The organism is Streptomyces sp. MAR4 CNX-425 (assembly GCF_048656465.1).
Lineage (GTDB): Bacteria > Actinomycetota > Actinomycetes > Streptomycetales > Streptomycetaceae > Streptomyces.
In genome coordinates, this window is the sequence record NZ_JBMDLF010000010.1 from 268,151 (window position 1) to 294,240 (window position 26,090).

24 protein-coding genes, 1 tRNA gene and 3 pseudogenes are annotated in these 26,090 nt (G+C 71.6%); 13 read left to right on the forward strand and 15 right to left on the reverse strand.

The window, feature by feature from the left end:
• Positions 1-239 precede the first annotated feature (239 nt).
• The 4 genes and pseudogenes from ACHZ99_RS26350 to ACHZ99_RS26365 all read right to left on the reverse strand — a co-directional run bounded on the left by ACHZ99_RS26350 (position 240) and on the right by ACHZ99_RS26365 (position 4,688).
• Positions 240-1,088 (reverse strand): S-methyl-5'-thioadenosine phosphorylase, encoded by an 849-nt coding sequence (locus tag ACHZ99_RS26350; protein ID WP_420307239.1) that lies wholly within the window; start codon positions 1,086-1,088, stop codon positions 240-242.
• Between the two features lie 74 nt (positions 1,089-1,162).
• Positions 1,163-1,537, reverse strand: a pseudogene (locus tag ACHZ99_RS26355) (FmdB family zinc ribbon protein); the annotation flags it as partial.
• 67 nt (positions 1,538-1,604) lie between these two features.
• Positions 1,605-2,894: an MFS transporter gene (locus tag ACHZ99_RS26360; RefSeq protein ID WP_420307240.1), complete on the reverse strand. Its 1,290-nt coding sequence runs from the start codon at positions 2,892-2,894 to the stop codon at positions 1,605-1,607.
• 276 nt (positions 2,895-3,170) lie between these two features.
• Positions 3,171-4,688, reverse strand: coding sequence for a potassium/proton antiporter (locus ACHZ99_RS26365; protein WP_420307315.1), 1,518 nt, complete (start codon positions 4,686-4,688; stop codon positions 3,171-3,173).
• Positions 4,689-4,845: 157 nt separating this feature from the next.
• Between ACHZ99_RS26365 and ACHZ99_RS26370 the strand changes: the two genes are divergently transcribed.
• Positions 4,846-7,533 carry a penicillin acylase family protein gene (locus ACHZ99_RS26370; RefSeq protein ID WP_420307241.1) on the forward strand — a complete coding sequence of 896 codons (2,688 nt, stop codon included), beginning with the start codon at positions 4,846-4,848 and terminating at the stop codon, positions 7,531-7,533.
• A gap of 27 nt (positions 7,534-7,560) precedes the next feature.
• Here ACHZ99_RS26370 and ACHZ99_RS26375 read toward each other — a convergent pair whose 3' ends face one another.
• Entirely contained in the window at positions 7,561-8,184 is a 624-nt protein-coding gene (locus tag ACHZ99_RS26375) for a 5-formyltetrahydrofolate cyclo-ligase (protein ID WP_420307242.1), read from the reverse strand.
• Positions 8,185-8,214: 30 nt separating this feature from the next.
• Between ACHZ99_RS26375 and galU the strand changes: the two genes are divergently transcribed.
• From galU to ACHZ99_RS26420, 9 genes and pseudogenes are all read left to right on the forward strand, one after another.
• Complete coding sequence (gene galU, locus ACHZ99_RS26380) at positions 8,215-9,123, forward strand: UTP--glucose-1-phosphate uridylyltransferase GalU (RefSeq protein WP_420307243.1); 909 nt, start codon at positions 8,215-8,217, stop codon at positions 9,121-9,123.
• 116 nt (positions 9,124-9,239) lie between these two features.
• Positions 9,240-10,580 (forward strand): gephyrin-like molybdotransferase Glp, encoded by a 1,341-nt coding sequence (glp, locus tag ACHZ99_RS26385; protein WP_420307316.1) that lies wholly within the window; start codon positions 9,240-9,242, stop codon positions 10,578-10,580.
• Between the two features lie 89 nt (positions 10,581-10,669).
• Positions 10,670-11,170, forward strand: a complete 501-nt coding sequence (gene moaC, locus ACHZ99_RS26390; protein WP_420307244.1) for a cyclic pyranopterin monophosphate synthase MoaC — start codon at positions 10,670-10,672, stop codon at positions 11,168-11,170.
• Positions 11,167-11,709 (forward strand): MogA/MoaB family molybdenum cofactor biosynthesis protein, encoded by a 543-nt coding sequence (locus ACHZ99_RS26395; protein ID WP_420307245.1) that lies wholly within the window; start codon positions 11,167-11,169, stop codon positions 11,707-11,709. Before moaC ends, ACHZ99_RS26395 begins: the two co-directional genes overlap by 4 nt.
• Before the next feature lie 35 nt (positions 11,710-11,744).
• A complete protein-coding gene (locus tag ACHZ99_RS26400) occupies positions 11,745-12,323 on the forward strand; it encodes a GNAT family N-acetyltransferase (RefSeq protein WP_420307246.1) in 579 nt (192 codons plus the stop codon).
• A gap of 122 nt (positions 12,324-12,445) precedes the next feature.
• Entirely contained in the window at positions 12,446-13,705 is a 1,260-nt protein-coding gene (gene glpR, locus ACHZ99_RS26405) for a gephyrin-like molybdotransferase receptor GlpR (RefSeq protein WP_420307247.1), read from the forward strand.
• 81 nt (positions 13,706-13,786) lie between these two features.
• Positions 13,787-13,860, forward strand: a tRNA-Ala gene (locus ACHZ99_RS26410).
• Between the two features lie 685 nt (positions 13,861-14,545).
• Positions 14,546-15,010 carry a DUF2199 domain-containing protein gene (locus ACHZ99_RS26415; protein WP_420307317.1) on the forward strand — a complete coding sequence of 155 codons (465 nt, stop codon included), beginning with the start codon at positions 14,546-14,548 and terminating at the stop codon, positions 15,008-15,010.
• Positions 15,010-15,671: pseudogene (locus ACHZ99_RS26420) on the forward strand (hypothetical protein). The gene ACHZ99_RS26415 and the pseudogene ACHZ99_RS26420 overlap by 1 nt, the downstream one beginning before the upstream one ends.
• A 63-nt stretch (positions 15,672-15,734) precedes the next feature.
• Here ACHZ99_RS26420 and ACHZ99_RS26425 read toward each other — a convergent pair.
• The 6 genes and pseudogenes from ACHZ99_RS26425 to ACHZ99_RS26450 form a co-directional block, all read right to left on the reverse strand.
• On the reverse strand, positions 15,735-16,460 hold the full coding sequence (locus ACHZ99_RS26425; protein ID WP_420307248.1) for a hypothetical protein: 726 nt from the start codon (positions 16,458-16,460) through the stop codon (positions 15,735-15,737).
• A 298-nt stretch (positions 16,461-16,758) separates the two neighbouring features.
• Positions 16,759-17,025 carry a hypothetical protein gene (locus ACHZ99_RS26430; RefSeq protein ID WP_420307249.1) on the reverse strand — a complete coding sequence of 89 codons (267 nt, stop codon included), beginning with the start codon at positions 17,023-17,025 and terminating at the stop codon, positions 16,759-16,761.
• 1,145 nt (positions 17,026-18,170) lie between these two features.
• Positions 18,171-18,776: a dihydrofolate reductase family protein gene (locus ACHZ99_RS26435; protein ID WP_420307250.1), complete on the reverse strand. Its 606-nt coding sequence runs from the start codon at positions 18,774-18,776 to the stop codon at positions 18,171-18,173.
• A 101-nt stretch (positions 18,777-18,877) separates the two neighbouring features.
• Positions 18,878-19,093 (reverse strand): annotated as a pseudogene (locus ACHZ99_RS26440) (MlaD family protein); the annotation flags it as partial.
• Positions 19,094-19,305: 212 nt separating this feature from the next.
• Positions 19,306-20,313 carry a hypothetical protein gene (locus ACHZ99_RS26445; protein WP_420307251.1) on the reverse strand — a complete coding sequence of 336 codons (1,008 nt, stop codon included), beginning with the start codon at positions 20,311-20,313 and terminating at the stop codon, positions 19,306-19,308.
• A gap of 581 nt (positions 20,314-20,894) precedes the next feature.
• Complete coding sequence (locus ACHZ99_RS26450) at positions 20,895-21,524, reverse strand: DUF6461 domain-containing protein (RefSeq protein ID WP_420307252.1); 630 nt, start codon at positions 21,522-21,524, stop codon at positions 20,895-20,897.
• Between the two features lie 359 nt (positions 21,525-21,883).
• Here ACHZ99_RS26450 and ACHZ99_RS26455 point away from each other — a divergent pair, with 359 nt between their 5' ends.
• Positions 21,884-22,102: a hypothetical protein gene (locus ACHZ99_RS26455; protein ID WP_420307253.1), complete on the forward strand. Its 219-nt coding sequence runs from the start codon at positions 21,884-21,886 to the stop codon at positions 22,100-22,102.
• 27 nt (positions 22,103-22,129) lie between these two features.
• On the opposite strand, the gene ACHZ99_RS26460 is transcribed toward ACHZ99_RS26455, so the two are convergent.
• Positions 22,130-22,633: an SMI1/KNR4 family protein gene (locus tag ACHZ99_RS26460; protein WP_420307255.1), complete on the reverse strand. Its 504-nt coding sequence runs from the start codon at positions 22,631-22,633 to the stop codon at positions 22,130-22,132.
• A gap of 338 nt (positions 22,634-22,971) precedes the next feature.
• On the opposite strand from ACHZ99_RS26460, the gene ACHZ99_RS26465 reads away from it, so the two are divergent.
• A complete protein-coding gene (locus ACHZ99_RS26465) occupies positions 22,972-23,493 on the forward strand; it encodes a hypothetical protein (RefSeq protein WP_420307256.1) in 522 nt (173 codons plus the stop codon).
• A 55-nt stretch (positions 23,494-23,548) separates the two neighbouring features.
• Here ACHZ99_RS26465 and ACHZ99_RS26470 read toward each other — a convergent pair whose 3' ends face one another.
• The 3 genes from ACHZ99_RS26470 to ACHZ99_RS26480 all read right to left on the reverse strand — a co-directional run bounded on the left by ACHZ99_RS26470 (position 23,549) and on the right by ACHZ99_RS26480 (position 25,157).
• The gene (locus tag ACHZ99_RS26470) at positions 23,549-23,956 is read right to left on the reverse strand and encodes a Rid family detoxifying hydrolase (protein ID WP_420307257.1); all 408 of its coding nucleotides are present in this window, start codon (positions 23,954-23,956) and stop codon (positions 23,549-23,551) included.
• Positions 23,957-23,987: 31 nt separating this feature from the next.
• Positions 23,988-24,611, reverse strand: coding sequence for a helix-turn-helix domain-containing protein (locus tag ACHZ99_RS26475; protein ID WP_420307258.1), 624 nt, complete (start codon positions 24,609-24,611; stop codon positions 23,988-23,990).
• An 81-nt stretch (positions 24,612-24,692) separates the two neighbouring features.
• On the reverse strand, positions 24,693-25,157 hold the full coding sequence (locus ACHZ99_RS26480; protein ID WP_420307259.1) for a MarR family winged helix-turn-helix transcriptional regulator: 465 nt from the start codon (positions 25,155-25,157) through the stop codon (positions 24,693-24,695).
• A 139-nt stretch (positions 25,158-25,296) separates the two neighbouring features.
• Here ACHZ99_RS26480 and ACHZ99_RS26485 point away from each other — a divergent pair, with 139 nt between their 5' ends.
• Entirely contained in the window at positions 25,297-25,953 is a 657-nt protein-coding gene (locus ACHZ99_RS26485) for a hydrolase (RefSeq protein ID WP_420307260.1), read from the forward strand.
• Positions 25,954-26,090 lie beyond the last annotated feature (137 nt).

The following is a 26,090-nucleotide window of genomic DNA, read 5'->3' on the forward strand; positions in this document are numbered from 1 at the left end:
GGGGCGGGCGCGAGGCGCGGGGAAAGGGGAGGGAAACGGGGCGGGGTCAGGGGCGGGAAAAGAGCCGGGAGAAGAGCCGGGCAGAGAGCGGACCAGGGCGGACATGGCGGTCACCACCTGTACGTGACGAGTCGGATGCGTTCCGTGACGCCCTCAACCCTGCCCGATTCCCGTCCGCCCCGCTTCAGCCTGTGGACAACTCCCCGGTTGTGGACAACGCCGGCCTCGGCGAGCAGCCCCTACGGCAGCTCGATCCCCGGATCCATGCCCGCCAGCGCCCCCGCGCACAGGCAGTCCCGGTCCGCCGTCGCCGGCAGTCGCCCCACCGCGTCGAAGAGGACGTCCCGCAGCCGCCCCACGTTCGCCGCGAAGACTTCGAGCACCTCCTCGTGCGAGACCCCCTCGCCCGTCTCGGCGCCCGCGTCCAGGTCCGTCACCAGCGTCATCGACGTGTAGCAGAGCTCCAGTTCGCGGGCCAGTGCCGCCTCCGGGTGCCCGGTCATCCCGACCACGGCCCACCCCTGCGCCCGGTGCCACAGCGACTCGGCCCGCGTCGAGAACCGCGGGCCCTCCACGACGACGAGCGTCCCGCCGTCGACCGCCTCCCAGCCGTCCCCGTGCGCCGCCTTCAGCGCGGCCTGGCGCCCGGTCGGGCAGTACGGGTCGGCGAGGCTCACGTGCACGACGTTCGGCGTGGCGCCGTCGGGCAGCTGCTCGCCGTCGTAGTACGTCTGCGCGCGCGCCTTCGTACGGTCCACGAACTGGTCCGGTACGAGCAGCGTGCCCGGCCCGTGCTCCGGCTGCAATCCGCCCACGGCGCACGGCCCCAGCACCTGCCGTACGCCCAGGGAGCGCAGTGCCCACAGGTTGGCGCGGTAGTTGATGCGGTGCGGCGGCAGGTGGTGCTTGCGGCCGTGCCGGGGCAGGAACGCCACGCGGCGCCCCGCGATCTCGCCGAGGAACAGCGAGTCGCTCGGGGGTCCGTACGGTGTCTCGACGCCGATCTCCGTGACGTCGTCGAGGAACGAGTAGAACCCCGAGCCCCCGATGACGCCGATCTCTGCCTGCTCTGCCACTGCCTCAGCCATTCCGCCACGATAGCCGCAGCGGGCCCGGCGGGCTCTCCGCGGGCCGCAGCCGAACCGCTGGACGACTTGGACGCCGACGAGGAGGACGAAGAGGACGACGACGAGGAAGAGGACGAACCCGAAGACGAGCCCGAAGAGGAGGAAGAGGAGGAAGAACCCGAGGACGAGTCGGACGACGAGGACGAAGCCGCGGACTCCGCACTCTTCTTCTCGCCCGACCCCGACTCGGACCCCGAGCCGCCCGATCCGGAGCCCGACCCGGACCCCGAGCCGCTGCGGCTGTCCGTCCGGTAGAACCCGGAGCCCTTGAAGACGACGCCGACCGCGGAGAACACCTTGCGCAGCCGCCCCTGGCAGGCCGGGCACACCGTCAGCGCGTCGTCGGTGAACTTCTGCACCGCTTCGAGGCCCTCGCCGCACTCGGTGCACTGGTACTGATAGGTCGGCACGTGCTTCCTCCTGGCACTCTCAACTGTTGAGTGCTAACGACGCCTCATCATGCAGCATTCCCGCCCGTCAGTCCACCGAGGCGGGAACCGGGCGGCCGCCGCCACGGACCGTGATCATCCCGTGGCTCTCCGCGGGCCGCAGCCGCTGCCGGAGCAGCAGCAGTGTGGCGCACGCGAGCGCGGTGGCCGCCAGCGGTACGAGGAACCCGGCGCTCGCCCCCGGCCCGTCGGCCAGCCGCCCGGCCGCCGTGCTCGCGGCGGCCTGCCCCAGCGCGACGGCGCCCGTCAGCCACGTGAACGCCTCCGTGCGCACCTCCTTCGGCACCAGCGCGTCCGCCAGCGTGAAGCCCGTGATCACCGCCGGCGCGATGCACACGCCGACCGCCAGGCCGAGGCCGGCGAGCGCCACGGCGGACTCCAGACCCGCGACCGCCCACAGCCCGGAGGCGGTGGCGACCAGCAGCGGGTACGCGACGAGCAGGCGCCGCTGCGCCGGGCCGCGCCAGTGGACCATCCCGATGGCCACCCCGGCGAGCATGTTGCCGGCGGCGAAGACCCCGTACAGGATCCCGCTCAGCCCGGGGCGGCCGATCGACTCGCTGAACGCCGTCAGCGACACCTGCATGCCGCCGAAGACCGCGCCGACCCCGAAGAACGCCGCGACCAGCACCGGCAGCGCCGGCGCCCGCAGCGCGGACGCCCGCCGCCCCCGGGGCAGCCCCTCGCGCCCTTCGCCGCCCGTACGTCCCCCACGCCCCCGCGGCCGCTCCGCCGGCGGCGCCGTCCGCCGCTGCGCGGCGAACAGCAGCCCGCCGGCCAGTGTCAGCGCCCCCTCGGCGGCCAGGCCCGCCGCCGGGTGCACGCCCGTGCACAGGGCCGCGGCGAGCACCGGCCCGACGACGAACGTGAACTCGTCCGTCACCGACTCGAACGCCGTCGCCGTGTGCTGCAACGGCGTACGCGGATCCGGCCCGGCCGCGAGGAGGTGCGACCAGCGGGCCCGTACCATCGGCCCGACCTGCGGTATGGACGCGCCCGTCGGCACGGCCGCGGCCACCAGCGCCCACCCGGGCGCGCCCGCCAGCGCGAGCGTGCTCAGCAGCGCCACCGAGGCGGCGTGCAGCAGCACGCTCGGCAGCAGCACGGCGGGCTGCCCGTGGCGGTCCGCCAGCTTGCCGCTGAGGGGCGCGCAGAGCGCCATGGCCACGCCGGCCGTGGCGGCGACCGCACCGGCCAGGGCGTACGAGCCCGAGGTGTGCCGCACCAGCAGCACGATGCTCATGGTCAGCATCGCGAACGGCTGCCGGGCGGCGAAGCCGGGGAGGACGAAGCTCCGGGCGCCGGGGGTGCGCAACAACTGCCGGTAGCCCGGAGACGTAGAGCGGCCCGAGGGCGAAGAGGAGAGCGAGGACGAAGGCTGAGACGGGCGCGACACGCCCCGGTCCTTCCTGCCGCCTGGTAGTGCGCCGCGCACCGAGGGCCGTCCGCTGTGCGCGCCCTCCGGCGCGCCGGCCCTGCATCAGACAGAGACAACTGTTCGTACGAGTTTCCACCCCGACGATACCGAACGCCCCCGCGCGCGCCCACTCCCGCCGATCCGCCCGCCCGCCTGCCGCTCTGCCCGTCAGCCGGTCTACCCGCCCGGCCCGCCCGGCCCCGTGTCGTCCGCGCCGCCCAGCCACCGCGCCAGCTTCCCGCCCCGCCCCACGTCCCGCAGCCGCTGCTCCGCCGCGTCCCGCACCTCGTCCGTGGCCACCACCAGCAGGTCGTCCCCCCGCCGCAGGATGTCCGTCGGCGACGGTACGAAGCTCGCCCCGCCCCGCACCACCAGCGTCACCGCCGCCCCCGGCGGCAGCCGCAGCTCGCCGACCTCCACCCCGTGCATCCGCGAGCGCTCCGGCACCGACAGCGACAGCAGGTGCCCCCGCAGCCGCTCCAGCGGCGCCGACTCGATCCCCAGGTCGTACGCCGCCTCCCCCTCTTCGAGCCGCAGCCACCGCGCCACCAGCGGCAGCGTCGGTCCCTGCACCATCGTGTAGACGATGACGAGTATGAAGACGATGTTGAACACGCGTCCGGAGCCGGAGACGTGGTTCACCATCGGGATCGTCGCCAGGACGATCGGCACCGCGCCGCGCAGCCCCGCCCACGACATCAGCGCCTGCTCCCGCCACGGGATGCGGAACGGCAGCAGGCTCACGACCACCGACGCCGGCCGCGCCACCGTCGTCAGCACCAGCCCGACCACGATCGCCGGCAGGATGTCGTCCGCCATCTCGTGCGGCGTCACCAGCAGCCCGAGCAGCACGAACATCCCGATCTGCGCCAGCCAGCCGACGCCGTCGGCGAAGCCGAGGGTGGCCGACCAGTGCGGCAGCTTCGCGTTCCCCAGGACCATCGCCGCCAGATAGACGGCCAGGAAGCCGCTGCCGTGCGCCAGGGCGCCGACGGCGTACGCCACTATGGCGATGGCCATCACCGCGATCGGGTACAGGCCGGAGGCCGGCAGCGCCACGTGCCGCAGCGCGAAGGAGCCCAGCCAGCCGATCGCCAGCCCCAGCGCCGCCCCGATCGCCAGTTGCAGCAGGATCTCGCCGAGCAGCACGTACCAGCTCTCCACCTCCCCCGTGGTGGAGAAGGCGACGACCAGGATGACCACGGGCGCGTCGTTGAACCCGGACTCCGCCTCCATCACGCCCGTGACCCGGCTGGGCAGCGGCACCCTTCTCAGTACGGAGAAGACCGCCGCGGCGTCCGTGGAGGAGACGACGGCGCCCATGATGAGCGCCTGCTTCCACTCCAGGCCGACGAGGTAGTGCGCGCCGGCGGCGGTCACCCCCACGCTCGCCGCGACGCCCACGGTGGACAGCACGGCGGCGGCCGGCACCGCGGGTCTGATCTCACTCCACTTCGTGCTGAGGCCGCCCTCCGCGAGGATCAGCGCGAGGGCCGCGTAGCCGAAGACCTGGGTCAGCTCCACGTCGTCGAAGGCGTAGCCGAACAGCCCGTCCTCGCCGACCAGGACCCCGATGCCCATGTACAGCAGGAGGCTGGGCAGCCCGCTGCGGGACGCGAGCCGGACGGCTCCGACCGCGACCAGCAGAACCAGGGCGGCGACGAGCGCGAGCTTGTTGAGTTCTTCGACTGACAGCTTTTTCCCTCTCGTCGTCACGTGCTTGACGGAGAATTTACCTGGAGCGACCGTCCGTCTGCTGCTTCGCCGGACCGCGCAGGGGCCGTACGGAGCCGCTTGACCGGGCGCCTAAGGTTGCTCCAGCAAGTGCTCCGCTGGCTCCAGAAGGACAGGCATGCCCGTCAACGAGAACGGCCGCACGGCAGGCAAGAGGCGCCGCCTCATCTTCGTCGCGATCGGACTCGCCGCCGCGCTCGTGCTGGGGCTGGGGGCCGCCACGTTCTGGACGGTCAGCACCGTACGGGACTCCTTCCCGCAGACCACGGGGTCGCTCAAGCTGCCGGGCCTCGGCTCGCCGGTCACCGTCAAGCGCGACGCCCGCGGCGTGCCGACGCTCTACGGCGACACCGCCGAGGACCTCTTCCGGGCGCAGGGCTTCGTGCACGCCCAGGACCGCTTCTGGGAGATGGACGTCCGCCGGCACATGACGTCGGGCCGGCTGTCGGAGATGTTCGGCGCGGACCAGGTCGAGACCGACGAGTTCCTGCGCACGCTGGGCTGGCGGCAGGTGGCGCAGGAGGAGTACGAGAAGAAGCTCTCGGCGGACACGAAGAAGTACCTGCGGGCCTACGCCGACGGGGTCAACGCCTACCTCGCCGACCACAGCGGCTCCGCCCTCTCCGTCGAGTACGCGGCCCTGGGCTTCGTCAACGACTACGAGCCCGAGAAGTGGACCCCGGTCGACTCCGTCGCCTGGCTGAAGGCGATGGCGTGGGACCTGCGGGCCAACGTCGAGGACGAGATCGACCGCTCCCTGCTCTCCCAGCGCTTCGACGAGGGCCAGATCGCCGACCTCTACCCGCCGTACCCGTACAAGCGCAACAAACCCATCGTGGAGGGCGGCTCCGCCGCTCGGGACGGCTACGACCCCGAGGGCGCCCGGAACACGTACGGCGCCGCCGTGCAGGGCCTCAGCAGCCAGATGGGCGCGCTGGCGCAGACCATGGACGAGGTCCCCGCCCTCCTCGGCCCCAGCGGCAGCGGCATCGGCTCGAACTCGTGGGTGGTCTCCGGCGACCTGACCACCACCGGGAAGCCGCTGCTCGCCAACGACCCGCACCTGGCCGCGCAGCTGCCCTCCGTCTGGTACCAGATGGGCCTTCAGTGCAAGAGGGTCAGCGAGGAGTGCCCGTACGAGGTCAGCGGCTTCTCCTTCTCCGGCATGCCGGGGGTCGTCATAGGCCACAACGCCGACATCTCCTGGGGGATGACCAACCTCGGCGCCGACGTCGCCGACCTGTATCTGGAGAAGGTCGAGGACGACGGCTATCTGTATGACGGCGAGTCGCGCGAGTTCGGCACCCGCGAGGAGCTGATCAAGGTCGCGGACGGCGAGGACAAGCGCATCACCGTACGCACCACGCGCAACGGCCCCGTGATCTCCGACCGCAGCGACGAACTCGCCGAGGTCGGCAAGGAGGCCCCCGTGGGCAACTCCGCGCCCGACCGCGGCGACGGCTACGCCGTCTCGCTGCGCTGGACCGCCCTGGAGCCCTCCCGCACCATGGACGCCGTCTTCGGCATCAACGCAGCGTCCGACTTCGAGGAGTTCCGGGACGCCGCCCGCGACTTCGCCGTGCCCTCGCAGAACCTCGTCTACGCCGACACCGAGGGCAACATCGGCTACCAGGCGCCCGGCAAGATCCCCCGGCGCGGCACCGGCGACGGTAGCCTGCCCGCGCCCGGCTGGGACCCGGCGTACTCCTGGGACGGCTACATCCCCTTCGACGCGCTGCCCTGGGAGCTGAATCCCGCGCGCGGGTACGTCGTCACCGCCAACCAGGCGGTCGTGAACGAGAAGGAATACCCGTACCTGCTCACCACCGACCCCGGCTACGGCACCCGCAGCCAGCGCATCGCCGACCTCATCGAGAGCAAGATCAAGGACGGCGGGAAGATCTCCCCGGACGACATGCGCACCATGCAGCTCGACAACCACAGCGAGATCGCCGAGCTGCTCACCCCGCTGCTGCTGAAGATCGAGCTCGACGACCCGATGGTGCGCGAGGCCCAGGGCCTGCTGAAGGACTGGGACTACAGCCAGGACACCGACTCCTCCGCCGCCGCGTACTTCAACGGTGTCTACCGCAACATCCTCAAGCTCGCCTTCGGCGACAAGATGCCCAAGGAGCTGCGCCCGGAGGGCGAGTGCCTGCGGGTGCCCCCCGCCAACCCCGCGGCCGACCCGGACGGCCCCGCCACCGTGCGCGAGTGCGGCAAGCGCGACGCGGACGCCGCCCAGCCGGACGGCGGGGACCGGTGGTTCGAGGTCGTACGGAGCATCCTCAAGGACGAGGACAACCGCTGGTGGAAGACCACCGACAGAAAAGGCAAGCCGCTCGACGAGAACCGCGACGACCTCCTCGAACACGCCATGGTCGACGCCCGCTGGGAGCTGACGGCCGAGCTGGGCAAGGACATCGACACCTGGTCGTGGGGCCGGCTGCACCAGCTGATGCTGCGCAACCAGACGCTGGGCACCGACGGCCCCGGCGTCGTGCAGTGGCTGCTGAACCGCGGCCCGTGGAACCTCAGCGGCGGCGAGGCCGCCGTCAACGCGACCGGCTGGAACGCGGCGGGCGGATACGACGTCCTGTGGGTGCCGTCGATGCGGATGGTGGTGGACATGGCTGACTTCGACGGCTCCGGCTGGGTCAACCTCTCCGGCGCCTCGGGGCACGCCTTCCACCCGAACTACACCGACCAGACGACGGCGTGGGCGAAGGGCGAGCTGTACGAGTGGCCGTTCTCGGACAAGGCCGTCGAGGAAGCGACCGGCGACACGATGACGCTGTCGCCCTGACGGCCGTACGGGACGGACGCCGCCGCGCTACGCGCGCGGGAAGCGGTGCACCGCGGAGGGTGTGACGGCGGCGGTCACGGGGCGGTCGTGGGGCTCGGCGGGTACGTGGCCGAGCACCTCGCCGTCGTAGAGGAGCACGACGAGCGCGGCGCCGCCCGCGTCCGCGTCCCCGTCCGCGTCCGGGTCCGCCGCCAGCCGCGCCAGCACCCGGTCGTACGACCCGCCGCCCCGCCCCAGCCGCATCCCCCGGCCGTCCACCGCGAGCCCCGGCAGCAGCACCGCCCCCGCCCGTCGCACGGCCGCCGGGCCCAGCCGCGGCCCGGCCGGCTCCAGCAGCCCGCGCCCGGCGGCCCGCAGCGTGTCCGGACCGCCGTACTCCGCCCAGTCCAGGTCCCCGTCCGCCAGCAGCACCGGCAGCAGCACCGCCGTGCCCCGCCCGCGCAGCTCCTCCAGCAGCTCGCGCGTCGCCGGCTCGCGCCCCACCGACACGTACGCCGCCACCGTCCGCGCCGCCGCCAGTTCGGGCAGCTCCAGCGCCCGCCGCGCCAGCCGCCGCCCCGCCGCCTCCGCCTCACCCGGCGGCACCGCGGCCCGCGCCGCGAGTAGGGTGCGGCGCAACGCCGCCTTTCCGGCCTGGTCGCTGCTGCCCACTTGTCCGTACCTACCCTTATGGTGCTGAACATGGATTCTTCGCGTACTCGGATCACCAAGGCTGTCATCCCGGCCGCCGGCCTCGGGACCCGCTTCCTGCCGGCGACCAAGGCGACGCCGAAAGAGATGCTGCCGGTGGTCGACAAGCCCGCGATCCAGTACGTCGTCGAGGAGGCCGTCTCGGCCGGACTCACCGACGTTCTCATGATCACCGGGCGGAACAAGCGCCCGCTGGAAGACCACTTCGACCGCAATCACGAGCTGGAAGAGGCCCTCCGCAAGAAGGGCGACGAGGCTCGCCTGGCCAAGGTCGCCGAGTCCAACGACCTGGCCAACATCCACTACGTCCGCCAGGGCGACCCCCGCGGCCTCGGCCACGCGGTGCTGTGCGCCGCCGAGCACGTCGGCGACCAGCCGTTCGCCGTCCTCCTCGGCGACGACCTCATCGACCCGCGCGACCCGCTGCTCGCCCGCATGGTGCGCGCCCGGGCCGACCACGGCGGCAGCGTCATCGCGCTGATGGAGGTCGACCCGGAGCAGATCCACCTCTACGGCTGCGCGGCCGTGGAGACCACCGCGGACAGCGACGTCGTGCGCGTCACGGACCTCGTGGAGAAGCCCGCCGTCGCCGACGCCCCCAGCAACTACGCGGTCATCGGGCGGTACGTGCTGGACCCCGCGGTCTTCGGCGTGCTGCGCACGACGGAGCCCGGCCGGGGGAACGAGATCCAGCTCACCGACGCGCTGCAACGGCTGGCGACGGAGGAGGAGCTGCGGAGCCCGGTGTACGGCGTGGTGTTCAAGGGCCGGCGGTACGACACCGGCGACCGCGGCGACTACCTCCGCGCCACCGTCCGCCTCGCGTGCGAGCGCGAGGACCTCGGCGCGGACATGCGCGCGTGGCTGCGGAAGTACGTCGCGGAGGAGATGGCGGATTGAGCGAGGCCGCGGAGGGCGTGAAGGGCGTGGTGGACGTGGAGGGCGTGCGGGAGGCGGACGTGCGGGAGGCGGGGGAGCCGGGGACCGGCGGCGGGGCCCGTGAGCCCGGCGCCGGCGTGCCGGCCGGGCGCCGGCCCGACGGAGTGTGGTCCGTCGAGGAGCACCTCGACGACATACTGCGGCAGATCCGTCCCCTGGAGCCGCTGGAGATGCAGCTGCTCGACGCCCAGGGCTGCGTCCTCGTCGAGGACGTCACCGCCGCCGTCGCCCTCCCGCCCTTCGACAACAGCTCCATGGACGGGTACGCGGTCCGCACGGTCGACGTCGAGCGCGCGAGCGACGAGTTCCCCGCCGTCCTGCGCGTCGTCGGCGACGTCCCCGCGGGCGGCGGCGCCGACCTGCCGCACGTCGGCGCCGGCGAGGCCGCCCGCATCATGACCGGCGCCCCGCTGCCGCCCGGCACGCAGGCCGTCGTCCCCGTGGAGTGGACCGACGGCGGCGCGGGCCGCGGCCGGGTCGACGCCATGCGCCCGCACAGCGAGTCGCCCGCCGGCGCCGGCGGCGAGGTGCGGATCTACGCCCCCGCCGGCACCGGCCGGCACGTACGCGCGCGCGGCAGCGACGTGCTCGCCGGCGACCTGGTGCTGCGCGCCGGCACGGTGCTCGGCCCGGCGCAGATCGGGCTGCTCGCCGCCATCGGCCGCGGCACGGTGCGGGTCCGCCCGCGCCCGCGGGTCGTCGTGCTGTCCACCGGCAGCGAGCTGGTGCCCCCCGGCGAGCGGCTCACCCCGGGCCGTATCCACGACTCCAACAGCTACGCGCTGACCGCCGCCGCCCGCGACGCCGGCGCCATCGCCTACCGCGTGGGCGCCGTCGCCGACGACGCCGAGACCCTCCGCGCCACCGTCGAGGACCAGCTGATCCGCGCCGACGCGCTGGTCACCAGCGGCGGCGTCAGCGTCGGCGCGTACGACGTGGTGAAGGAGGCGCTGGCCGAGCTGGACGGCGAGGCGGGCGGCGGCGTGGAGTTCCGCCGGCTGGCGATGCAGCCGGGCAAGCCGCAGGGCTTCGGCCGCATCGGCGCGGACCGCACCCCGCTGTTCGCCCTCCCGGGCAACCCGGTCAGCGCGTACATCTCTTTCGAGATGTTCGTACGGCCCGTGATCCGCAGGCTGACGGGCGTGGAGCCGGTGCACCGCCCGGTGGTACGGGCCCGGCTGGCCGCCGACGAGCCGCTGACGTCGCCGGCGGGCCGGCGGCAGTTCCTCCGCGGCTGGTACGAGGCGGGGGAGCCGGCGGACGGCGGCGCGGACGGCGGCGCGCGGGTCGCCCCCGTGGGCGGCGCCGGCTCACACCTGATCGCGGCGCTGGCGCGGGCCAACGCGCTCGTCGTCGTACCGGAGGAGACCACGGAGGTGGCGCCGGGGGAGTCCGTCGACGTCGTCCTCCTCGACTGAGCCCGCTGCCGGGAAACGCGCGGAGCCGAACGCCGGGCCCTGGAGGTACGGTGGCTCCGCGCGCATTCACCCCGGGAGCTCCTGACACCATGAGCCAGCAGAGCCAGCACAGCCGCCTGACCCACCTCGACGACACGGGCGCCGCCCGCATGGTCGACGTCTCCGCCAAGGACGTCACGGCACGCACCGCCCGCGCGTCCGGGCGCGTCCTGGTCTCGCCGCGCGTCGTCGAACTGCTCCGCGGCACCCCGTCCGGCGAGACGCTGCCGAAGGGCGACGCCCTGGCCACCGCCCGGATCGCCGGCATCATGGGCGCGAAGCGCACCCCCGAGCTGATCCCGCTCTGCCACCCGCTCGCCCTCTCCGGCGTGACCGTCGACCTCGGCGTCGCGGACGACGCGGTGGAGATCACGGCGACCGTGCGCACCACGGACCGTACCGGGGTGGAGATGGAAGCGCTGACCGCCGTGTCGGTGGCGGCCCTCACGGTGGTCGACATGGTCAAGGCCGTCGACAAGGAGGCGGTCGTCACCGACGTGCGGGTCGAGGCGAAGAGCGGCGGCAAGTCCGGCGACTGGAGCCGGTCGTGAGGGCCCTGGCGGTCACGGTGTCCAACCGGGCGGCGGCCGGGGTGTACGAGGACACGGGCGGCCCGCTGCTCGTCGCCGGCCTGGCGGAGATGGGCTTCGCCGCCGACGGCCCGCGGGTGGTGCCGGACGGCGAGCCGGTGGAGGCGGCGCTGCGCGAGGCGGTCGCCGCCGGCTACGCCGTCGTCCTGACCACCGGCGGCACGGGCATCTCGCCCACCGACCGCACGCCCGAGATGACCGCCCGGGTGCTCGACAGGCAACTGCCGGGCGTATCGGAGGCGATCCGGGCGTACGGGTACGGGAAGGTGCCCACCGCCGCGCTCTCCCGCGGCCTCGCCGGGGTCGCGGACCGTACCGTCATCGTCAACCTCCCGGGCTCGTCCGGCGGCGTACGCGACGGGCTCGCGGTGCTGGCGCGGCTGCTGCCGCACGCGGTCGACCAGGTGCACGGCGGCGACCACGCGCGCGGACAGGACGCCGGGCCCGGCCCGAGCCCGGCGGGCGGCGAGCCCCCCAGACACTCCGGCGGTGCCCACTGAGCGCGTCCTGGCCCGCGACGCTGGCGGAGGGACCGGTGACCCTCCGCCCCATCCGCGCGCGCGACCAGCGCGCCTGGCGGGAGATCAACAAGCGCAACCGCGACTGGCTGCGCCCCTGGGAGGCCACCGTCCCGCCCCCGCCCCCCGGCACCCCGCACACCCGCCGCCCCACGTTCCGGCAGATGGTCCGGCATCTGCGCAGCGAGGCGAGCGCGGGCCGGATGCTGCCCTTCGTCATCGAGTACGAGGGCACGCTGTGCGGGCAGCTGACCGTGGCGGGTATCACGTGGGGCTCGATGCGTTCCGGACACGTCGGTTACTGGATCGACCGGGATTACGCGGGCCGCGGCGTGATGCCCACCTCCGTGGCGCTTGCCGTGGACCACTGTTTCCGGACGGTCGGGCTGCACCGCATCGAAGTCTGTATCCGGCCGGAGAACATGCCGAGCCGCCGTGTGGTGGAAAAGCTGGGTTTTCGTGAAGAAGGTGTGCGCCCGCGCTACCTGCACATCGACGGCGCCTGGCGCGACCACCTGGTGTACGTGCTGACCACCGAGGAAGTGCCGGAAGGGCTGATCACCAGGTGGCGCGGGCTCCGCCACTCGGAGAAATAAAACAAATATTCGAGAGAGGGCCGTAAAAAGTCAGAAGAAAAGGTCGAGATATCAGCCAGATGGTGCGACACACCGAGCCAATTGGCCCATGCGCTGACGCCGCGGCCTCTAACGTGTAAGGCGTGAGCAGCAGCGGCCTCATCTACGCAATGATCGTCGGGGCCTGGGCCGCCTACCTGGTGCCGATGTGGCTCCGTAGGCAGGACGAGCTGAACGAAGCCCGTCCGACGGAACGCTTCAGCACAGCCATCCGGCTGCTGACCGGACGGGGCGGAGCGGACCGTACCCGGGACCGGGACGGCTCCGGAGAGGACGCCGGAGGCGACGACGACAGCCCGGACGCCGCGCCCGCCGCAGGCGGCGTGGTCGACGTCCGGGCCGCTGCCGTGCCCGTGACCGATCCCCGCGCCGCCGCCCCCGCGCCGCGCCGCGGCGCGGCGGCGAAGGCGCGCGTGGACGACGAGCCCGAGGAGCCCCGGGGGCGCACCGACGCACCCGAGGGCGCGAACCCGCCCCCCCGCCCCCCCGAAGCCGACCCGGCACCCCCGGCCCCCGACCCCGCGCCCCCCGCGGCCCCGGCCCGGAACCAGTCGCCGCAGGCCGCCGCGGAACGCCGGGCCCGCGCCCGGGTCCTCGCACGCCGCCGGCGCACGCTCACGCTGCTCTTCGTGGCCCTCACCGCGGGCGCCGTCGCGGCCTCGGTCGGCGGGCCGCGCCTCCTGTGGGCCGTCGCGGTCCCGGGGCTGCTGCTCACGGCGTACGTCGTCCGCGTACGCACCCAGGAGCGCCGCCGCCGCACGTTCACCGCCGACCCGGCCCGCGGCGAAGCGGCGGCCCGCCGACTGCGCGAGGGCGGCGTCAACGCCCCCGCGCCCCGGCGCCGCACCGGACCGGAGACGGCCGCACCGGACCACGACGCCGCCGCCGAGGACGGGCGCGCCGAACGCCACGGCGGCGACGGACACCCGGCACACGACACCGACGACGACCCCTCCGCCACGGCCCCCTTCGACGCCCCCGCGGCGGCGTACGAGGCGGACCGCCGGGCGCTGGTGGAGCAGACCGACCACGCCGAGTGGGTCGACCAGCAGCGCGAGCGCGACCGCCCCGCGGACGCCGGCTGGGACCCCGTACCGGTCCCGCTGCCCACCTACGTGACCGCCCCCGTGGCCCCCCGCGCCCCCCGCGGCCTGGACCTCGACGCCCCGGACACCTGGAGCTCGGCCCGCTCCAGCACCGCCGAACCCCGCCCCCCGGCGCCGGAGACCCCACCCACCGACCCCGCCGAGCCCCCCGACACCCCCCGCCGCCGCCCCACCAACCGCACCCCCCTCTTCGACCAGTACGCCGACCCACCCCGCCGCCGCGCCGCCAACGAATAGCCCGCCCCCGCGCCCCCGTCTCACGGCAGGAACCGATTTCCAGGCCAGGGGGCCGGGATGCTAAGGTTCTTTCCGTTGTGAGGGCCTGTAGCGCAGTCCGGTAGCGCACCTCGTTCGCATCGAGGGGGTCTGGGGTTCAAATCCCCACAGGTCCACCCACAGGCCGTTCACGAGTTGGCTCGTAGACGGTTCACGAGATCCCGCCGATCCCTTCGATCGGGCGGGATCTTGCCGTTTCCGGGTACGTCGAGAGGTCTGCGTGCCGGTGCCGCCGGGGGCGGTGCGTGGTGGCAGTGGGCCGCTCGCGTCGAAGTCGGCGGTGGTGAGGTCGCCGGGCCCGCCGCGTTCCAGGAGCCAGGTTTCCAGGACGGTCGGGTTGGCGATCGTGAGCATGACCGCGAGGAGAAGCGCCTGGGTGACCTGGCCGGCGTGCCGGCCGGCGTTTGCGGTCGCCGATGTCGAGTTCCCCGCTCTTGACGCGTCTGTTGGCGCCTTCGTTGTGGCTGCGGATGGGCCGGTAGGTCTTGATCCAGAACGTGTGCATGTACTTGGACGTCCTGGCGGTACTTGGCCAAGCGCCAGTCGGCCCCTTCGGCTGAGCCGACGCAAGATAGTTGTCACGTAGGCAGGCTTGTTGTCACCTACGAGACTTGCCGTTGGCCGTCTGCTGTGACTGAAACGCGATATTTGGCCCTTGCACACGCTGGCTGGCCCCGCACCTCAGGCAAGCCGGACGCCCGACCGAGGTACTACCGGGGGCCGTCGCTAGGCTTCGGCACCATGACCGGTGATCTCGGGTTCACCTGCTCGTGCTGCGGGGCCCAGCACCCTGAGCTGCCGATGAACTACACGGCCGAGGCCCCCGCCGTGTGGGATCCGGCCTTCGCCGACGCCGACGACTGCTTGCTCTCTACGGACCAGTGCGTGGTCCGCGGTCAGCACTACTTCGTCAAGGGCCTGATCGAGATACCGGTCATCGGCAGTGACGAGGTGTTTTCCTGGGGTGTCTGGGTCTCGCTCAGCCGAGAGAGCTTTTCCCGGGCTTCAGATCTGTGGGACAGGCCCGGCCGCGAGGCCGAGAAGCCGTATTTCGGCTGGCTCACCACCGATCTTGCGGTGTACCCGACGACGACACTCAACCTGAAGACGCACGTCCATACCCGCCCGGTCGGCGAGCGCCCCTTCATTGAGCTGGAGCCCACCAACCATCCCCTCGCCGTCGAGCAACACACAGGAATCAGCCTGGAGCGCGTGCGAGAGATTGCGTCGGCCGTGCTCCACGCCGGAGACGGCGAGCAGCAGTAATGGCTGACCAGCCCGTATCGCCCGTCCCGGTCGCGCCTGCCGGCCTGAGCCGCAGGGCTCAGCGGTTCAATGAGACGGAGGGCATCCGCGTTCGCCGGCAGGACATCCGGCGATACTGCGACGCGTGGATCGAGCGCGGGATCCCCGCTGAGGGGATCGAACGCACCACTGCCTTCCAGGACCGCTGGGGCGGCCTCGCCCTCCCGCCGGCCCCGTTCTACGAGGGCGGTCCGCGCATTCTGGAAGCCGACTGCCCTGAGGAGATGCCCACAGAAGGCTGGTCCTTCCGGCAGGAGACTGCAGGGTGTCCATGGCCTACAACTTCATGATCGGCCCCGACGGTACGTTCGGTATCGACGCCTACCGCTGGACGCCCCTGCATGCCAGTACTGACGGATGGGTGGAATCCCTGGCGCTCGCCGCTCATGCCCGCCGCTGGGCCACTACCGTCACAAGGGTCACGCGCAAGGCCGTCGACGCGCTAGATCTCGGCGAATTCGAGCCGGTGCCCGAAGTACAGGGCGTGACCGACTCGTGGTGGCGGGGCAAAGACTCCCTCATCGCCCTCTACCGAGGTGAGGCTGTGGGCCTTGACGCCCCGCAATGTCTCGAAGCGCACATCTATGGCGGCCTCGACGAGTGGGCCCTCCACGGTGGCTGACCCGCGGGCACCGGATCTGAGCACCCACGTGGCCCGAAGCGCAGCCAGTAGAGTCCCGCGAGGCTACTGCTGCTGGGCGGCTGGTCGCGCGCGAGTGAGTCCGCTCCACCGCTCCAGTTCGTCCGCGTGGCTGCCGACCGCTGTTGCCCGGGCGACCTCTTCGGCTTCCTTCGGTGTCGGCTCACCATGGCGGGTGATCAACGTCAGCGGCCAGGTCGGAGTGCCCAACTGCTCACCGTCGAAAGGGTGCCAGTCCCAGGCCGCGTCGAACCTCCAGGCGCGTCCATTCCGGTCAGCAACCTCATCGCCCAGTTCGAGGAAGGCGTACGGACGGAAGGACAGCTCGATGCGTATGGGTTCGCCGCCGATCGGATCAATCGTGTAGCCCTGGTCCTCAAGGGAAGGATCATGGGTCTCACCCTGCGGCAGGACCTCGAGGTAGGACGCGGGCCGGGGCAGCATGCCGGTGACCAGGGGCGGATCAAAGCGGTGGACCGCCTGGACGTGCACCACGGTTGTGGGGATACCCACCAGGCAGGTATCCCCCGGCTTCAGTGCGGTCTCCGCGGGTTCCGTTCGGAAGATCTGCCACTCGTGGGCCGCGGGCGTGGGAAGCGCCGTCTGGCCGTTCCACCTGATGCTCTCGGCCTGCGGGTCCACTTCCAACCACGGCCACCGCACGGATACGTAGTAACGGGTGACCCCGGTGACGGCGGCCTCAGTGAACGGGCACTCCAGCAACAGCACGTCACCGGGCCTGTCATCGTGACTCGTGAACGCATTGTGCATGTCGCCACTGACGGTGGCCGATTGCCTTGGCCAGGTGCTGGGCGTGGTCTTCGAGCAGTGGCTTGAGGGCTCCGTAGTAGGGCTGGTGGTCCGCTTTGCGGAGCCAGTGGAGCACGTTGTGTCGCTCCCGCGTCCAGATGGCGCGTAGTGCTGGGTCGGGTGCGATGTGTGGTGAGCAGGGGTCGAAGTCGGGCTCGCCTCCACCCGGGCCCGGGCCGAAGCACCAGCCAAGGCCGTCTGACAGCTGCCTCGCAACCCGCCACCCTTCACGGGTGGCGGGGCGCCGACCAACTGATTGTCACTGGCCGAAAGCACCGTTCTGCTCCAAGTCGTCCATGAACTGCTCGTGCGCCCTCAGCTCACGCCCTCTGCCTGGGCTCGTCAAAACGATGGTCTTCGCCTCCGCGAGCGACGTGGGACCCGCCCCCAGCAGTTCATGCGTGATCACCACCGCATCGAGCACCTCGACCTGGCGCTCACTCAGCAGCCGCTGCACGGAAGCCATCCCCCCGTCCACGGCCAACAACGGCCGGCACTCGTCGACAAGCGCTTCAACGCGGGCCATCCTCTCCGGGCTCCATCCTCTGATCGCCATCACGCTGTTCCTTCCCTCACGGACCCGAAGTCCTCCCCGATCATCCCAGACGCTCGGACACCAGACTGCCTTCATTTCTCGTGAACATCAGCGAGCCAGTGGATCACCAACTGCCTCCCAGACTGCTGAACAAACGCTGCCGCTTGAAGTGAACGAAGCCAACCGGCCGAAGCCCCAGCGGATCAGACCTCAGACGGCGCCGCGACGCCATCGCGTCCAGGCCCGCGAAGGCGTGCTCGCGCCAGCGGGCGGCCACCGCGTAGCGCCAGCCGCAGGCGGCGGCGACCTCGGCGGCCGCCGCGAACGACTCCCGGTCCGAGTCCTTGATCAGGGACTCCAGGCGTACGTCGATCAGCCAGACTCCGCGGCAAGGTCACCGCGAGGTAGTCGGGGGTGTGGGAGCGGCGTTTCCCACAGGTCGCGAAGGAGATCTTCAGCGGCTGCGAGACGGCGTCGACCACGTCGCCGGCGAAGTCCAGGGCCAGTAGCACCCGGCTTTCCTCCAGGCTCTCCGCGCCGTGGTGACGGCAGAGCCACCGGCTCCCGATCTTCGTTTCTGGTGACAGGAAGAGTGACGAATGAGCGCATGTGACAAGCCGAATGCCTCGTTGGTGACAACCAGAGTGCTTCGACGGTTCCACTTCGCCAGCTCACTCGACTCCGCAGGTGACAACTCCTGAGCTTCGGCTCATCGGCATCCGCGGGCACGGTGATGGAACCCGCGCGGCACACCTTGGGCAGCGTCTTCTCAGGCGGCGGCGCGAAGTGTTCGGATTCGGGGATCTGAATGGTGGGTCGGGCCGCCCCGCGGGTGGCTCGGGTCGTGGGCGTGCTGAGGTCGACGATTCATGCGGGCAGCGTGGCGGGGTTGCGGGGCCGCAGACGCTCGCGGCGGGCGCAGTTGACCGAAGGGGACGGGCCGGGGGCCGGGCACTGGACACGGATCGCGCCGCGGTCGTCAGGTCCCTGTTCAGCGGCGGTGGGCAGCGGAGCCTGGAGCCCTTCCCACGAGACGTGTATGCCGTGTTTGCGCTCAGGGAAGCGGAGAAAGGCGACGTCTGTCAGGTCCTCGCGGCAGTAGTAGAAGCCAGGCACCGCTGCGTCGACGCCGAACGTCATGCAGGGGCGCCGAGCGGCGGGTGCGTGAGCACGCTGGGCTTGTACTCGACCATCTGGGTGCGGCCGTCGAAGGTGCGGTGCTCGGTCATTTCGAGGGCGACGTCCGGATAGCCGTCGTAGATGCGTTCTGCGCCGGTGGCCCCGGTGATCACCGGGAACATCACGACCCGGAAGCGGTCGACGAGTCCGGCTCGTAGCAGGGACCGGCACAGGCTGAGGCTGCCGATCGTGCTGAGGAGCCCCGAGCCACTCGCCTTCATGGTGCGGACCGCCTCGACGGCGTCGTCGCGGACGAGCGTGGAGTTGGCCCATGCCAGCGGCTCCTTCAGTGAAGAGGAGAACACCACCTTGGACGCCTGCGTGAGCTCGTCGACGGACTCCTCCTCTTCGGGCCTGAACTCGTCCTGGCCCTTCGGGACCTCGCCGGCGGCGAAGCCCGACATCAGGCGGTAGGTGTTCGCTCCCATCAGGTAGGTGACCTCGGGCTGCTCGCCGAGCCACGCGAGGTACTCCGGGCCCTCCAGGCCCCAGAACCCGGGCCATCCCTCTCCTGACGCGTAGCCGTCGAGGGAGGTGATGAAGTCGACGAGAAGCTCCGACATGGTGGTGTCCTTTCCTCGGATGTCACGAGCTTGGACCGGCCGGGAGCCACAAACTCATCGGACGCGCTGAGGCGTAGCGAGAAAACCCTCGTCGCCTGGACGTCCGCGGGCGCGGGCACGCCGTCGTCGAGGGTCAGCTCGACGCGCACCCGCTCGCCCTCGGGTTCGACGGAGTCCACGCTGCCGACCGTGACGCCGAGGATCTTGAGCTCCGAGCCCTCGTAGAGGCCGACGCCGGAGTCGAAGTACGCGGTGACCGACGTGCCGTCGGGCCCGGTGAGCGCCCGTACGACCCAGGTGCCCGCGGCCGCCAGCACGGCCGCGGCCAGCAGCAGCGCGACGGGCCTGCGCCCGCGCAGCCGGCCGGCGGCGGCGCGGACGTGCCGGGCCCGCCGGCCGCTCCGTCAACGCCCTCGCCAACCGCTGCACGTCAGCACGGCCGGGCACATCCGAGGCTTCACCGGGACACTTCGCTTTCCCCGTCGGGCAGTGTGGCGGTGGACCCGTTCCTGCCGTGCGAGGACCGCGTTCAGCGGTGGTACCTCTCGGGACCTGAGTAGGAGGCGACCACGCCGCGTTTGGAGCCCGCCTTGCCGCTGTGTGCGAGGCTGACGTCGCCGACGGCCCAGATCTCGCGGGTGCCGGGCACGAGTTGCAGCTCGCTCGGTTCGAAGGGCCGGCGCTGGTCAACCTTCGCACCCTTGGCGGAGCGGCCGGTGATCTGCTTTGGTCCCTCGATCCGGTGCGCCCCATCGTCAGTGGTGTGGTGCTGCCCGCCGCCCAGCACGAACCCGCCTGCGCCGTCCGGGGCCGCCGCCATCGTGGGGAACGGGCGGATGTCCGTCGAGCGGTCCAGGGCCTCGGGGGCCTCGCGCCAGCGCGTACCGTCCCAGTGCAGCGCGAACGCGCTGCCGCGCGGTGCGGACCCGGCCCCGTCCGCGGTGCTGCGGCGCGAGCCGAACGCCCAGGCGTCCTCCCGTGAGCCTGCGACCACCTCCGTCAGTTCGGCTTGCCCGTCCTGTTCGGGCGCCGTGACCGTCCGCCACTCCTCCCCGTCGAAGTGCGAGATCGCGGGTTGTCCCGTGCGCGAGCCCACTGCCCAGATGTCGTCCGGGCCGCTCGCGGACAGCGCGGCGGCCGGGCCGGGCAGCCGGTGGCGGGTCCAGCGGGTCCCGTCCCAGTGGCGGGCGACGGGGCTCTCCGTCGCCTCCAGCACCCACACGTCGTCGGGCGCCAGAACGGCAGTGTCCAGCACGCTGAAGTCGACGGGCACCGGCTGCCAGCCGCTTCCGTCCCAGCGCAGCGCGATGCTGCGCGTGAGCGTGTCCTCGCCCGCTGACTCGAACTCGCTGGCGAACATCCATACGTTGGCGGGTCCGGAGGCGTCCATCTGGGTATTGGCGAACTCCGTGCCCTTCTCTGAATGCAGCGTCTCGGCGCGCTCCCAGGTGGCGCCATGGCGGCGCAGTATGAAGTACTCGTTCTTCCCGATCTCCCGTCCAAATGCCCAGCCCTCGTCCCGGGAGGCGGCGGCCACGTCGTACACGCTCGTGTTCGGGGACGTACTGACGTAGTCGAGGCGCCAGTGCGCCGGGCGCGGTGCAGTGGATTCCGAGGCCCCGTCTTTCTTCCCCCTGTCTTCGTTCCCGCCCCCGTCCTCGGCGCTGCCCCCGCTGCTGCACCCAGCCGCCGCCGTAAGCAGCAAGGCCGCCGCCAGCGCTGCGCGGTGTAACCGGCCTGCTCGTGCGCCGTACCCGATCGCTCCTGGTCCTGAGAACATGGCGGGAGCGTACGGCCCCGGGCCGGGGAGGGGTCCCGCGCGAGGCGCGACCCTGGGCGGCGAGGTCATGCCCTCGGAGGGGAAGACGAGACGTGATCACACGGATCGACGCTGCGACCGGCGACGAGGAGCCACATGGCCAAAATCAGTAAACGGCAGCGGCAGAAGAACGAAGGAGCCATCCGGGCCTCGATGGACCGGGGCTGCTCCGCGGAGAACTGCCTCCCGGAGGCCGCTGCGATCTGAAGACCCTGGCCACCGAATCAAGCGTCGCCCGATCCGGCTTCCCCACGATACCAGCCACTGACCAGCAGGAATAGCAAACCGTCACTGGCGTACTAGGAGTAGGTGTGTGCGAAGGCCGCGGTGGGCAGCGGGGCCCGGGTGTTCTCCCAAGCGAGGTAGATCCCGTACTCGTCCTCAAGGAAGCGTAGGAAAGCGACGTCGGGGAGTTCCGGGCCGGAGTAGACGAAGCCCGGCACTCCTTCCTGTGCGCCCACGCCTCCCAAATGCGGCATGTCCGGTTCGTAATAGGCCAGCACCTGGCCGTCACGGGCGTAGCCGACCTGGTGCTCGCCGTTGACGCCGCGGAACACCGTGTACGCGCGCGTGCCGCGTGACAACGCCGCCAGGTAGGCAGTGGCGCGGCTGGAGATGTTCTCGATGGCGTAGGCCCAGCCGGGGACCTGGCCGGCGCGGACGAGCACCTCCGGGTGGGAGAGGAACCCCGCCGCCGTGAGCCGCGCCACCAACGCCTCGTCCTCCCAGTCGAGAAACTCCAGGTCACCGAGGTGGCCGTCCTCCGGTCGCAGCTGGAGTTCGGCGACCGCGTCATCGGTCAGCTCGTGAATGTGCTGCGGCTCCGCGCCCAGCCGTACCAGCAACTCCCGCGGCTCGATGGCCTCACACAGCGTGAAGGTGTAGCCCAAGTCGTACGCGGTCGCTATCCACCGCAGCCCGCTCGCCACGTCCGCCCTCCCGCTGCCGACCACTCACGCTTCAAAGTAGCCGAACGAGCCACACGCGGGGGACGATCACTCCGTCTGCGGGGGATCTTCAACGCGCCACGCTGATGGCGGACACGCCCTCACGGGAGAGGCCGCCCGGGGCTGCGATCGTTGCTCAGCAGCACCTCAGAGCGGCGCAGGCGGACATCAGAGTGTCGGCCCGCAGACGCAGTTCAGGTGCCTCGGCCCCAGCCACGACCACGGATACTTCGTCGCCACCGACAGCCCGCGCGACCCGACCACCGGGCGACCGCCACCGGTGAACTGAGGACGACTCGCCGGTTCTGCGATGCTGCCCCTGGCGTCGGGAGGAGCCTGGGGTGGCAGAGCCTGTGTCGGGGTGGATCTGGCGGAGCAACCTGCGCGGTTTCCTGGAGCTGCTGTCAGGCTACGTCGGGTATCCCTTCGACGAGACCGACTGGGAGACGGTCGAACTCGGAGTCCAGGACAGCGACGACGAGGATGCGGACCGTTGGTACGCGTATCCGCTGATCGAGGCGGAGCCGCCCCGCGTGCGGGCGGTGCCGGCGCGACCATGAACTGACCGGGTTCTTCAGGGGGCGCCTCTACGGCTGGCCGCCGAACCGGGCCATGGGCTGAAGGCCCTCCACGAATGTTCGGAAGTCCGCCGCGAGCGGTAGTTCTGCACCGGAGTCGGTGTCGAACCAGGTCACCGACGGTTCCCCCCACGCGCCGTTGGCCCGGTAGTCGAGCCCGATCCAGTAGTGGCCGTCACCGGACAGCAGCACGACCGGAGACGGCAGTCCCCACTCCTTCACCAGGTACGGCGTCTCCAACAGCGACAAGCCGTGCCCGCCGGTGCCGATGCCCATCAATTCGGTGAACGGGATGTGGTCTTCGCTCCACGAGGTTGGGTGATCGGTCGGAAAGGCATCCCGGTCGGCCGTGACACCGCCCCCGTTCTGCACACGCAGCAGATCCAGCAGCGATGCCGGGAGCCTCAGCCCGAGGGCTTGTTCCGCGTCGACGACGGCCGCCTGGGTCAAGGCAGGTTGAACACCGTATGTGCCGCCGCTCCAGAAGGCGGCCTTGATGTCATCGAAGGTCATTACGAACTCCCTCCCGGGCCGTCGTGGCGAACCAACGCGGAGTCGGTCGGCCGCGAGTCGGTAGATGCCCTGGAGGCTCACCGAACGGATCAGCCGTCCGCCCTCAACGTACTTGAGCAGGCGCTCTCCACGGCGGGAGGTGTACTTGCCGGGCTCCCCCCCCCCACGTCCGCGCCGCCGCGGGTGAGGGTGTCGACATCCGCCTCCCCGCCCTGACCTCCCGCGCCGTAACCGCTACGCGAGTCCGAACCCGGGCCATCGGACGGGACCCCTCCCGGGGGCGGTCCGCTACAACCCGGGGAAGACCGTGAACCTTCCTGCGGAACGGAGTCCCCCCCATGAGGTCGCTCGTACGCTCCAGCCGTGCCGGGTTGTCCGCCGCCGTGATCGGGGTGGTCGCGGCGGCCGTGCTGGCCGGCTGCGGCTCGGACACCGACGACGCGGCAGAGCCCGGCGACGGCGACACCGCCACCGTGTCGCCGTCTCCCACGGACGGGAAGTCGGCTTCGACGTCCCCCTCCGCCACCCCCGAAACCGGCTCTCCGTCCCCCGAGTTCACCCCCCTCGCTCCGGAGGACGCGGCGGACGGGACGGATGTCGGTGCCTGCGCCGACGGTAAGTGCGAGGTCGCGGTGACGGCGGGCACCGACATCCCCTTCGACGCGGACATCGGCGGGGTGAGGGTCGCCGAGGTGAGCAAGAGTGAGGTGACGCTCGCGTTGACCTCCGGCTTCATTCAGGTGGGAATCGGACCCGAGGGCGGCAGCTTCGGCAACGTCAACACGGAGATCATCGATTTCGGTGTGCTGGGGATCGAGGACGGCACGGCGGTCATCAGCTTCGCCACCGAGAAGTCGTGAGGCGTCGCCTGCTCGCGGAGCACGGCGCTTCGGGCCTGTGACGGGACAGCCGGTCTCACCGTCCGGGGAGGTGGGCGACGGCGTCGATGTCGACGAGGAAGCCCAGCGGGGGTGGGGACTGCATCGTCATCCGGGCCGGGAGGTAGTCGCCGAAGAACGTCTCGTAGACCGCGTTCATCCTGGCCCAGTCGTCGACGTCCTTCATGTGGACCGTGACCTTCACGAGGTCGTCCAGGGTGCCGCCGGCCGCTTCGAGTATCGCCCGGAGGCTGCCCATGACGTGCGCCGTCTGTTCTTCGACGCCGCCCTCGACGACCTGTTCGCGAGCCGAGTCGTAGGGGACCGTGCCGGAGATGAACAGGAAGTCGCCGGCCTGGACGGCCTGGGGGAACGGGCCGACGGGGAGTACCGCGTTCGGGGTGTGGATGACGCGCTTGTCGGGTGTGTGCCGGGTGTCGTTCACGAACCACCTCCGGGTCGGGTCGGGCGGTGCTTCAGCCGCCTCGTTGGCTGGCTGTCCGGTCTGTCTCCGGGTTGTCGTCCGCGCCGCCGTACCGCGCGGGCGGATAGCTCATGACGGAGAGCACGCGGGCCCCTGCGTGGGAGAAGTACCGGTGGGTCACGTCGCCCGGGAACCAGAGGGCGTCGCCGGGCGACAGTTCCGCCTCCTGGCCCTGCGGGCCGGCCTCCAGCGTGCCCTCGGTGCAGTACACGAGTTCCTCGGTGCCGGGCGGGTGCAGGCTGGTGTACGGGGTGCCGGGCTGGACGCGGACGTCGTAGACCTCGGTGCGGTGGCTGCGGCCCTCGGCGAGGATCAGACGCGCCGCGAGGCCGCTCTCGGATGTCATCGACGGGCCGTCGCCGGCCCGGAGGAGGCGGGTCTGCGGCAGGTTCTCCTCGCCGAGCAGCGTGCCGAGCGTGATGTCGAAGGCGCGGGCGAGGCGCCACATCGTCTCCAGCGACGGGTTGCCGGCGCCGGATTCGAGCGTCGACAGCAGGGTCTTCGACAGGCCGGTCCGGTTCGCCAGCGTGCCGAGGGACCAGCCGCGGGCCTCGCGGTGCGCCCTGACGGTACGGGCCACCCCGCCGCTCGTGGAGGCGAACGCACTGTCCATCATAGTTGACGACCGTACAATGAACTTGCCACGCCGTGAAGGCCCGCGGCGCGGCCGGGCCCGCGGCGCGGCCGGGCCGGTCCGTCAGTCGGGCTGCTTCTCCATATGCGCGAGGACGCGGTTCGAGATCCGGGCGACCGCGGCGAGGTCCTCCCGGGTGAGGGCGTCGATGAACAGCCGGCGGACGTGTTCGACGTGGAGGGGCGCGGCTTCCTCGATCGCCCTGTGGCCGGCGGGGGTGGCGACGATGAACGCGCCGCGGCCGTCGTCGGGGCACTCCTCCTTGGCCACCAGCCCGCGTTTCACCATCCGCCCGACCTGGTGGGACATGCGGCTCTTCTCCCACTCCACCAGCTTCGCCAGGTCCATGAAGCGGATCCGCCCGCCGGATTCGGTGAGCTTGACCAGCACGGTGTAGTCGGCGGCGGACATCGCGGAGTCGGCCTGGACCCGGCGGGAGAGACGGCCGATGAGCTTCTCCTGCATGCGGATGAAGCCGTCCCAGGCCGCGGCCTCCTCGGCGGTCAGCCAGCGGGGCGTTGCGTCCATGGGCTGAGCGTAGCGAGATCGCCGACCGCCCATCCATCCCCCGGGGGCGGCCGCTTCCCTTCTGGTTGACGTTTCAACGATCGGCTTCTAGTGTAGATGATGCGTCAACTAGATGCGCCGGCTCCAGGAGGGGAATCCGATGAGCGCCGAGAGCAGGACCGGACTCACCGCACTGCTGACGCCCGAGGAGAGCGTCCTCGCACTGATCGACCACCAGCCGTTCCAGTTCGCCAACCTGCACAGCCACGAGCCGACGATGGTCGTCAACAACGTCGTCGGACTCGCCAAGGCCGCCAAGGTGTTCGACGTCCCGACCGTGCTGACGACGGTCCTGGAGGAGCGCGGCGGGCTGCTCATCCAGGGGGTCCGGGACGTGTTCCCGGAGCAGAAGCCCATCGACAGGACGTTCATCAACACCTGGCAGGACGAGCGCGTCGTGGACGCCGTGAAGGCGACCGGGCGCCGGAAGCTGATCATCGCCGGTCTGTGGACGGAGATCTGTGTGGCGATGCCGGCCCTGCAGGCGGCGGGGGAGGGCTTCGAGGTCTTCGTCGTCACCGACGCCTCGGGCGGCGTCTCGGCGGAGGCGCACGACATGGCGGTGCAGCGCATGGTCCAGGCGGGCGTGGTGCCGATCACCTGGCTGGCCGTCATGGGCGAGTGGCAGCGCGACTGGGCCCGGGAGAAGACCGTCCCGGGCGTCGCCGAGGTCCAGGCGCAGCACGGCGGTGCCTCCGGTGTGGCCTTCGCCTGGGAGACGCAGCTCCTCGCCGGGAGTGCCGCCGACGCCTCCTGACCACGCCTGCCGGTGTCACCGGCGCTCCTGTATCCGGGCTACTTCGCCGTGATCGCCCGTGTCCGGCGACGCCGATTCCCGGCGAAATCCCATTCTTGTGGGGAATGGCCGCGCCCGTGAACGAAACAACCCATGCG

Bases quoted from the DNA above. Each gene is read 5' to 3' on its own strand.
- ACHZ99_RS26480 (WP_420307259.1), bottom strand. From the start codon at position 25,157: ATGGACGCAACGCCCCGCTGGCTGACCGCCGAGGAGGCCGCGGCCTGG.
- ACHZ99_RS26475 (WP_420307258.1), bottom strand. From the start codon at position 24,611: ATGATGGACAGTGCGTTCGCCTCCACGAGCGGCGGGGTGGCCCGTACC.
- galU (WP_420307243.1), top strand. From the start codon at position 8,215: ATGGATTCTTCGCGTACTCGGATCACCAAGGCTGTCATCCCGGCCGCC.
- ACHZ99_RS26465 (WP_420307256.1), top strand. From the start codon at position 22,972: ATGAGGTCGCTCGTACGCTCCAGCCGTGCCGGGTTGTCCGCCGCCGTG.
- ACHZ99_RS26435 (WP_420307250.1), bottom strand. From the start codon at position 18,776: ATGTCGGAGCTTCTCGTCGACTTCATCACCTCCCTCGACGGCTACGCG.
- ACHZ99_RS26415 (WP_420307317.1), top strand. From the start codon at position 14,546: ATGAACTACACGGCCGAGGCCCCCGCCGTGTGGGATCCGGCCTTCGCC.
- moaC (WP_420307244.1), top strand. From the start codon at position 10,670: ATGAGCCAGCAGAGCCAGCACAGCCGCCTGACCCACCTCGACGACACG.
- ACHZ99_RS26350 (WP_420307239.1), bottom strand. From the start codon at position 1,088: ATGGCTGAGGCAGTGGCAGAGCAGGCAGAGATCGGCGTCATCGGGGGC.
- ACHZ99_RS26425 (WP_420307248.1), bottom strand. From the start codon at position 16,460: ATGCACAATGCGTTCACGAGTCACGATGACAGGCCCGGTGACGTGCTG.
- ACHZ99_RS26370 (WP_420307241.1), top strand. From the start codon at position 4,846: ATGCCCGTCAACGAGAACGGCCGCACGGCAGGCAAGAGGCGCCGCCTC.
- ACHZ99_RS26485 (WP_420307260.1), top strand. From the start codon at position 25,297: ATGAGCGCCGAGAGCAGGACCGGACTCACCGCACTGCTGACGCCCGAG.
- ACHZ99_RS26430 (WP_420307249.1), bottom strand. From the start codon at position 17,025: ATGGCCCGCGTTGAAGCGCTTGTCGACGAGTGCCGGCCGTTGTTGGCC.
- ACHZ99_RS26460 (WP_420307255.1), bottom strand. From the start codon at position 22,633: ATGACCTTCGATGACATCAAGGCCGCCTTCTGGAGCGGCGGCACATAC.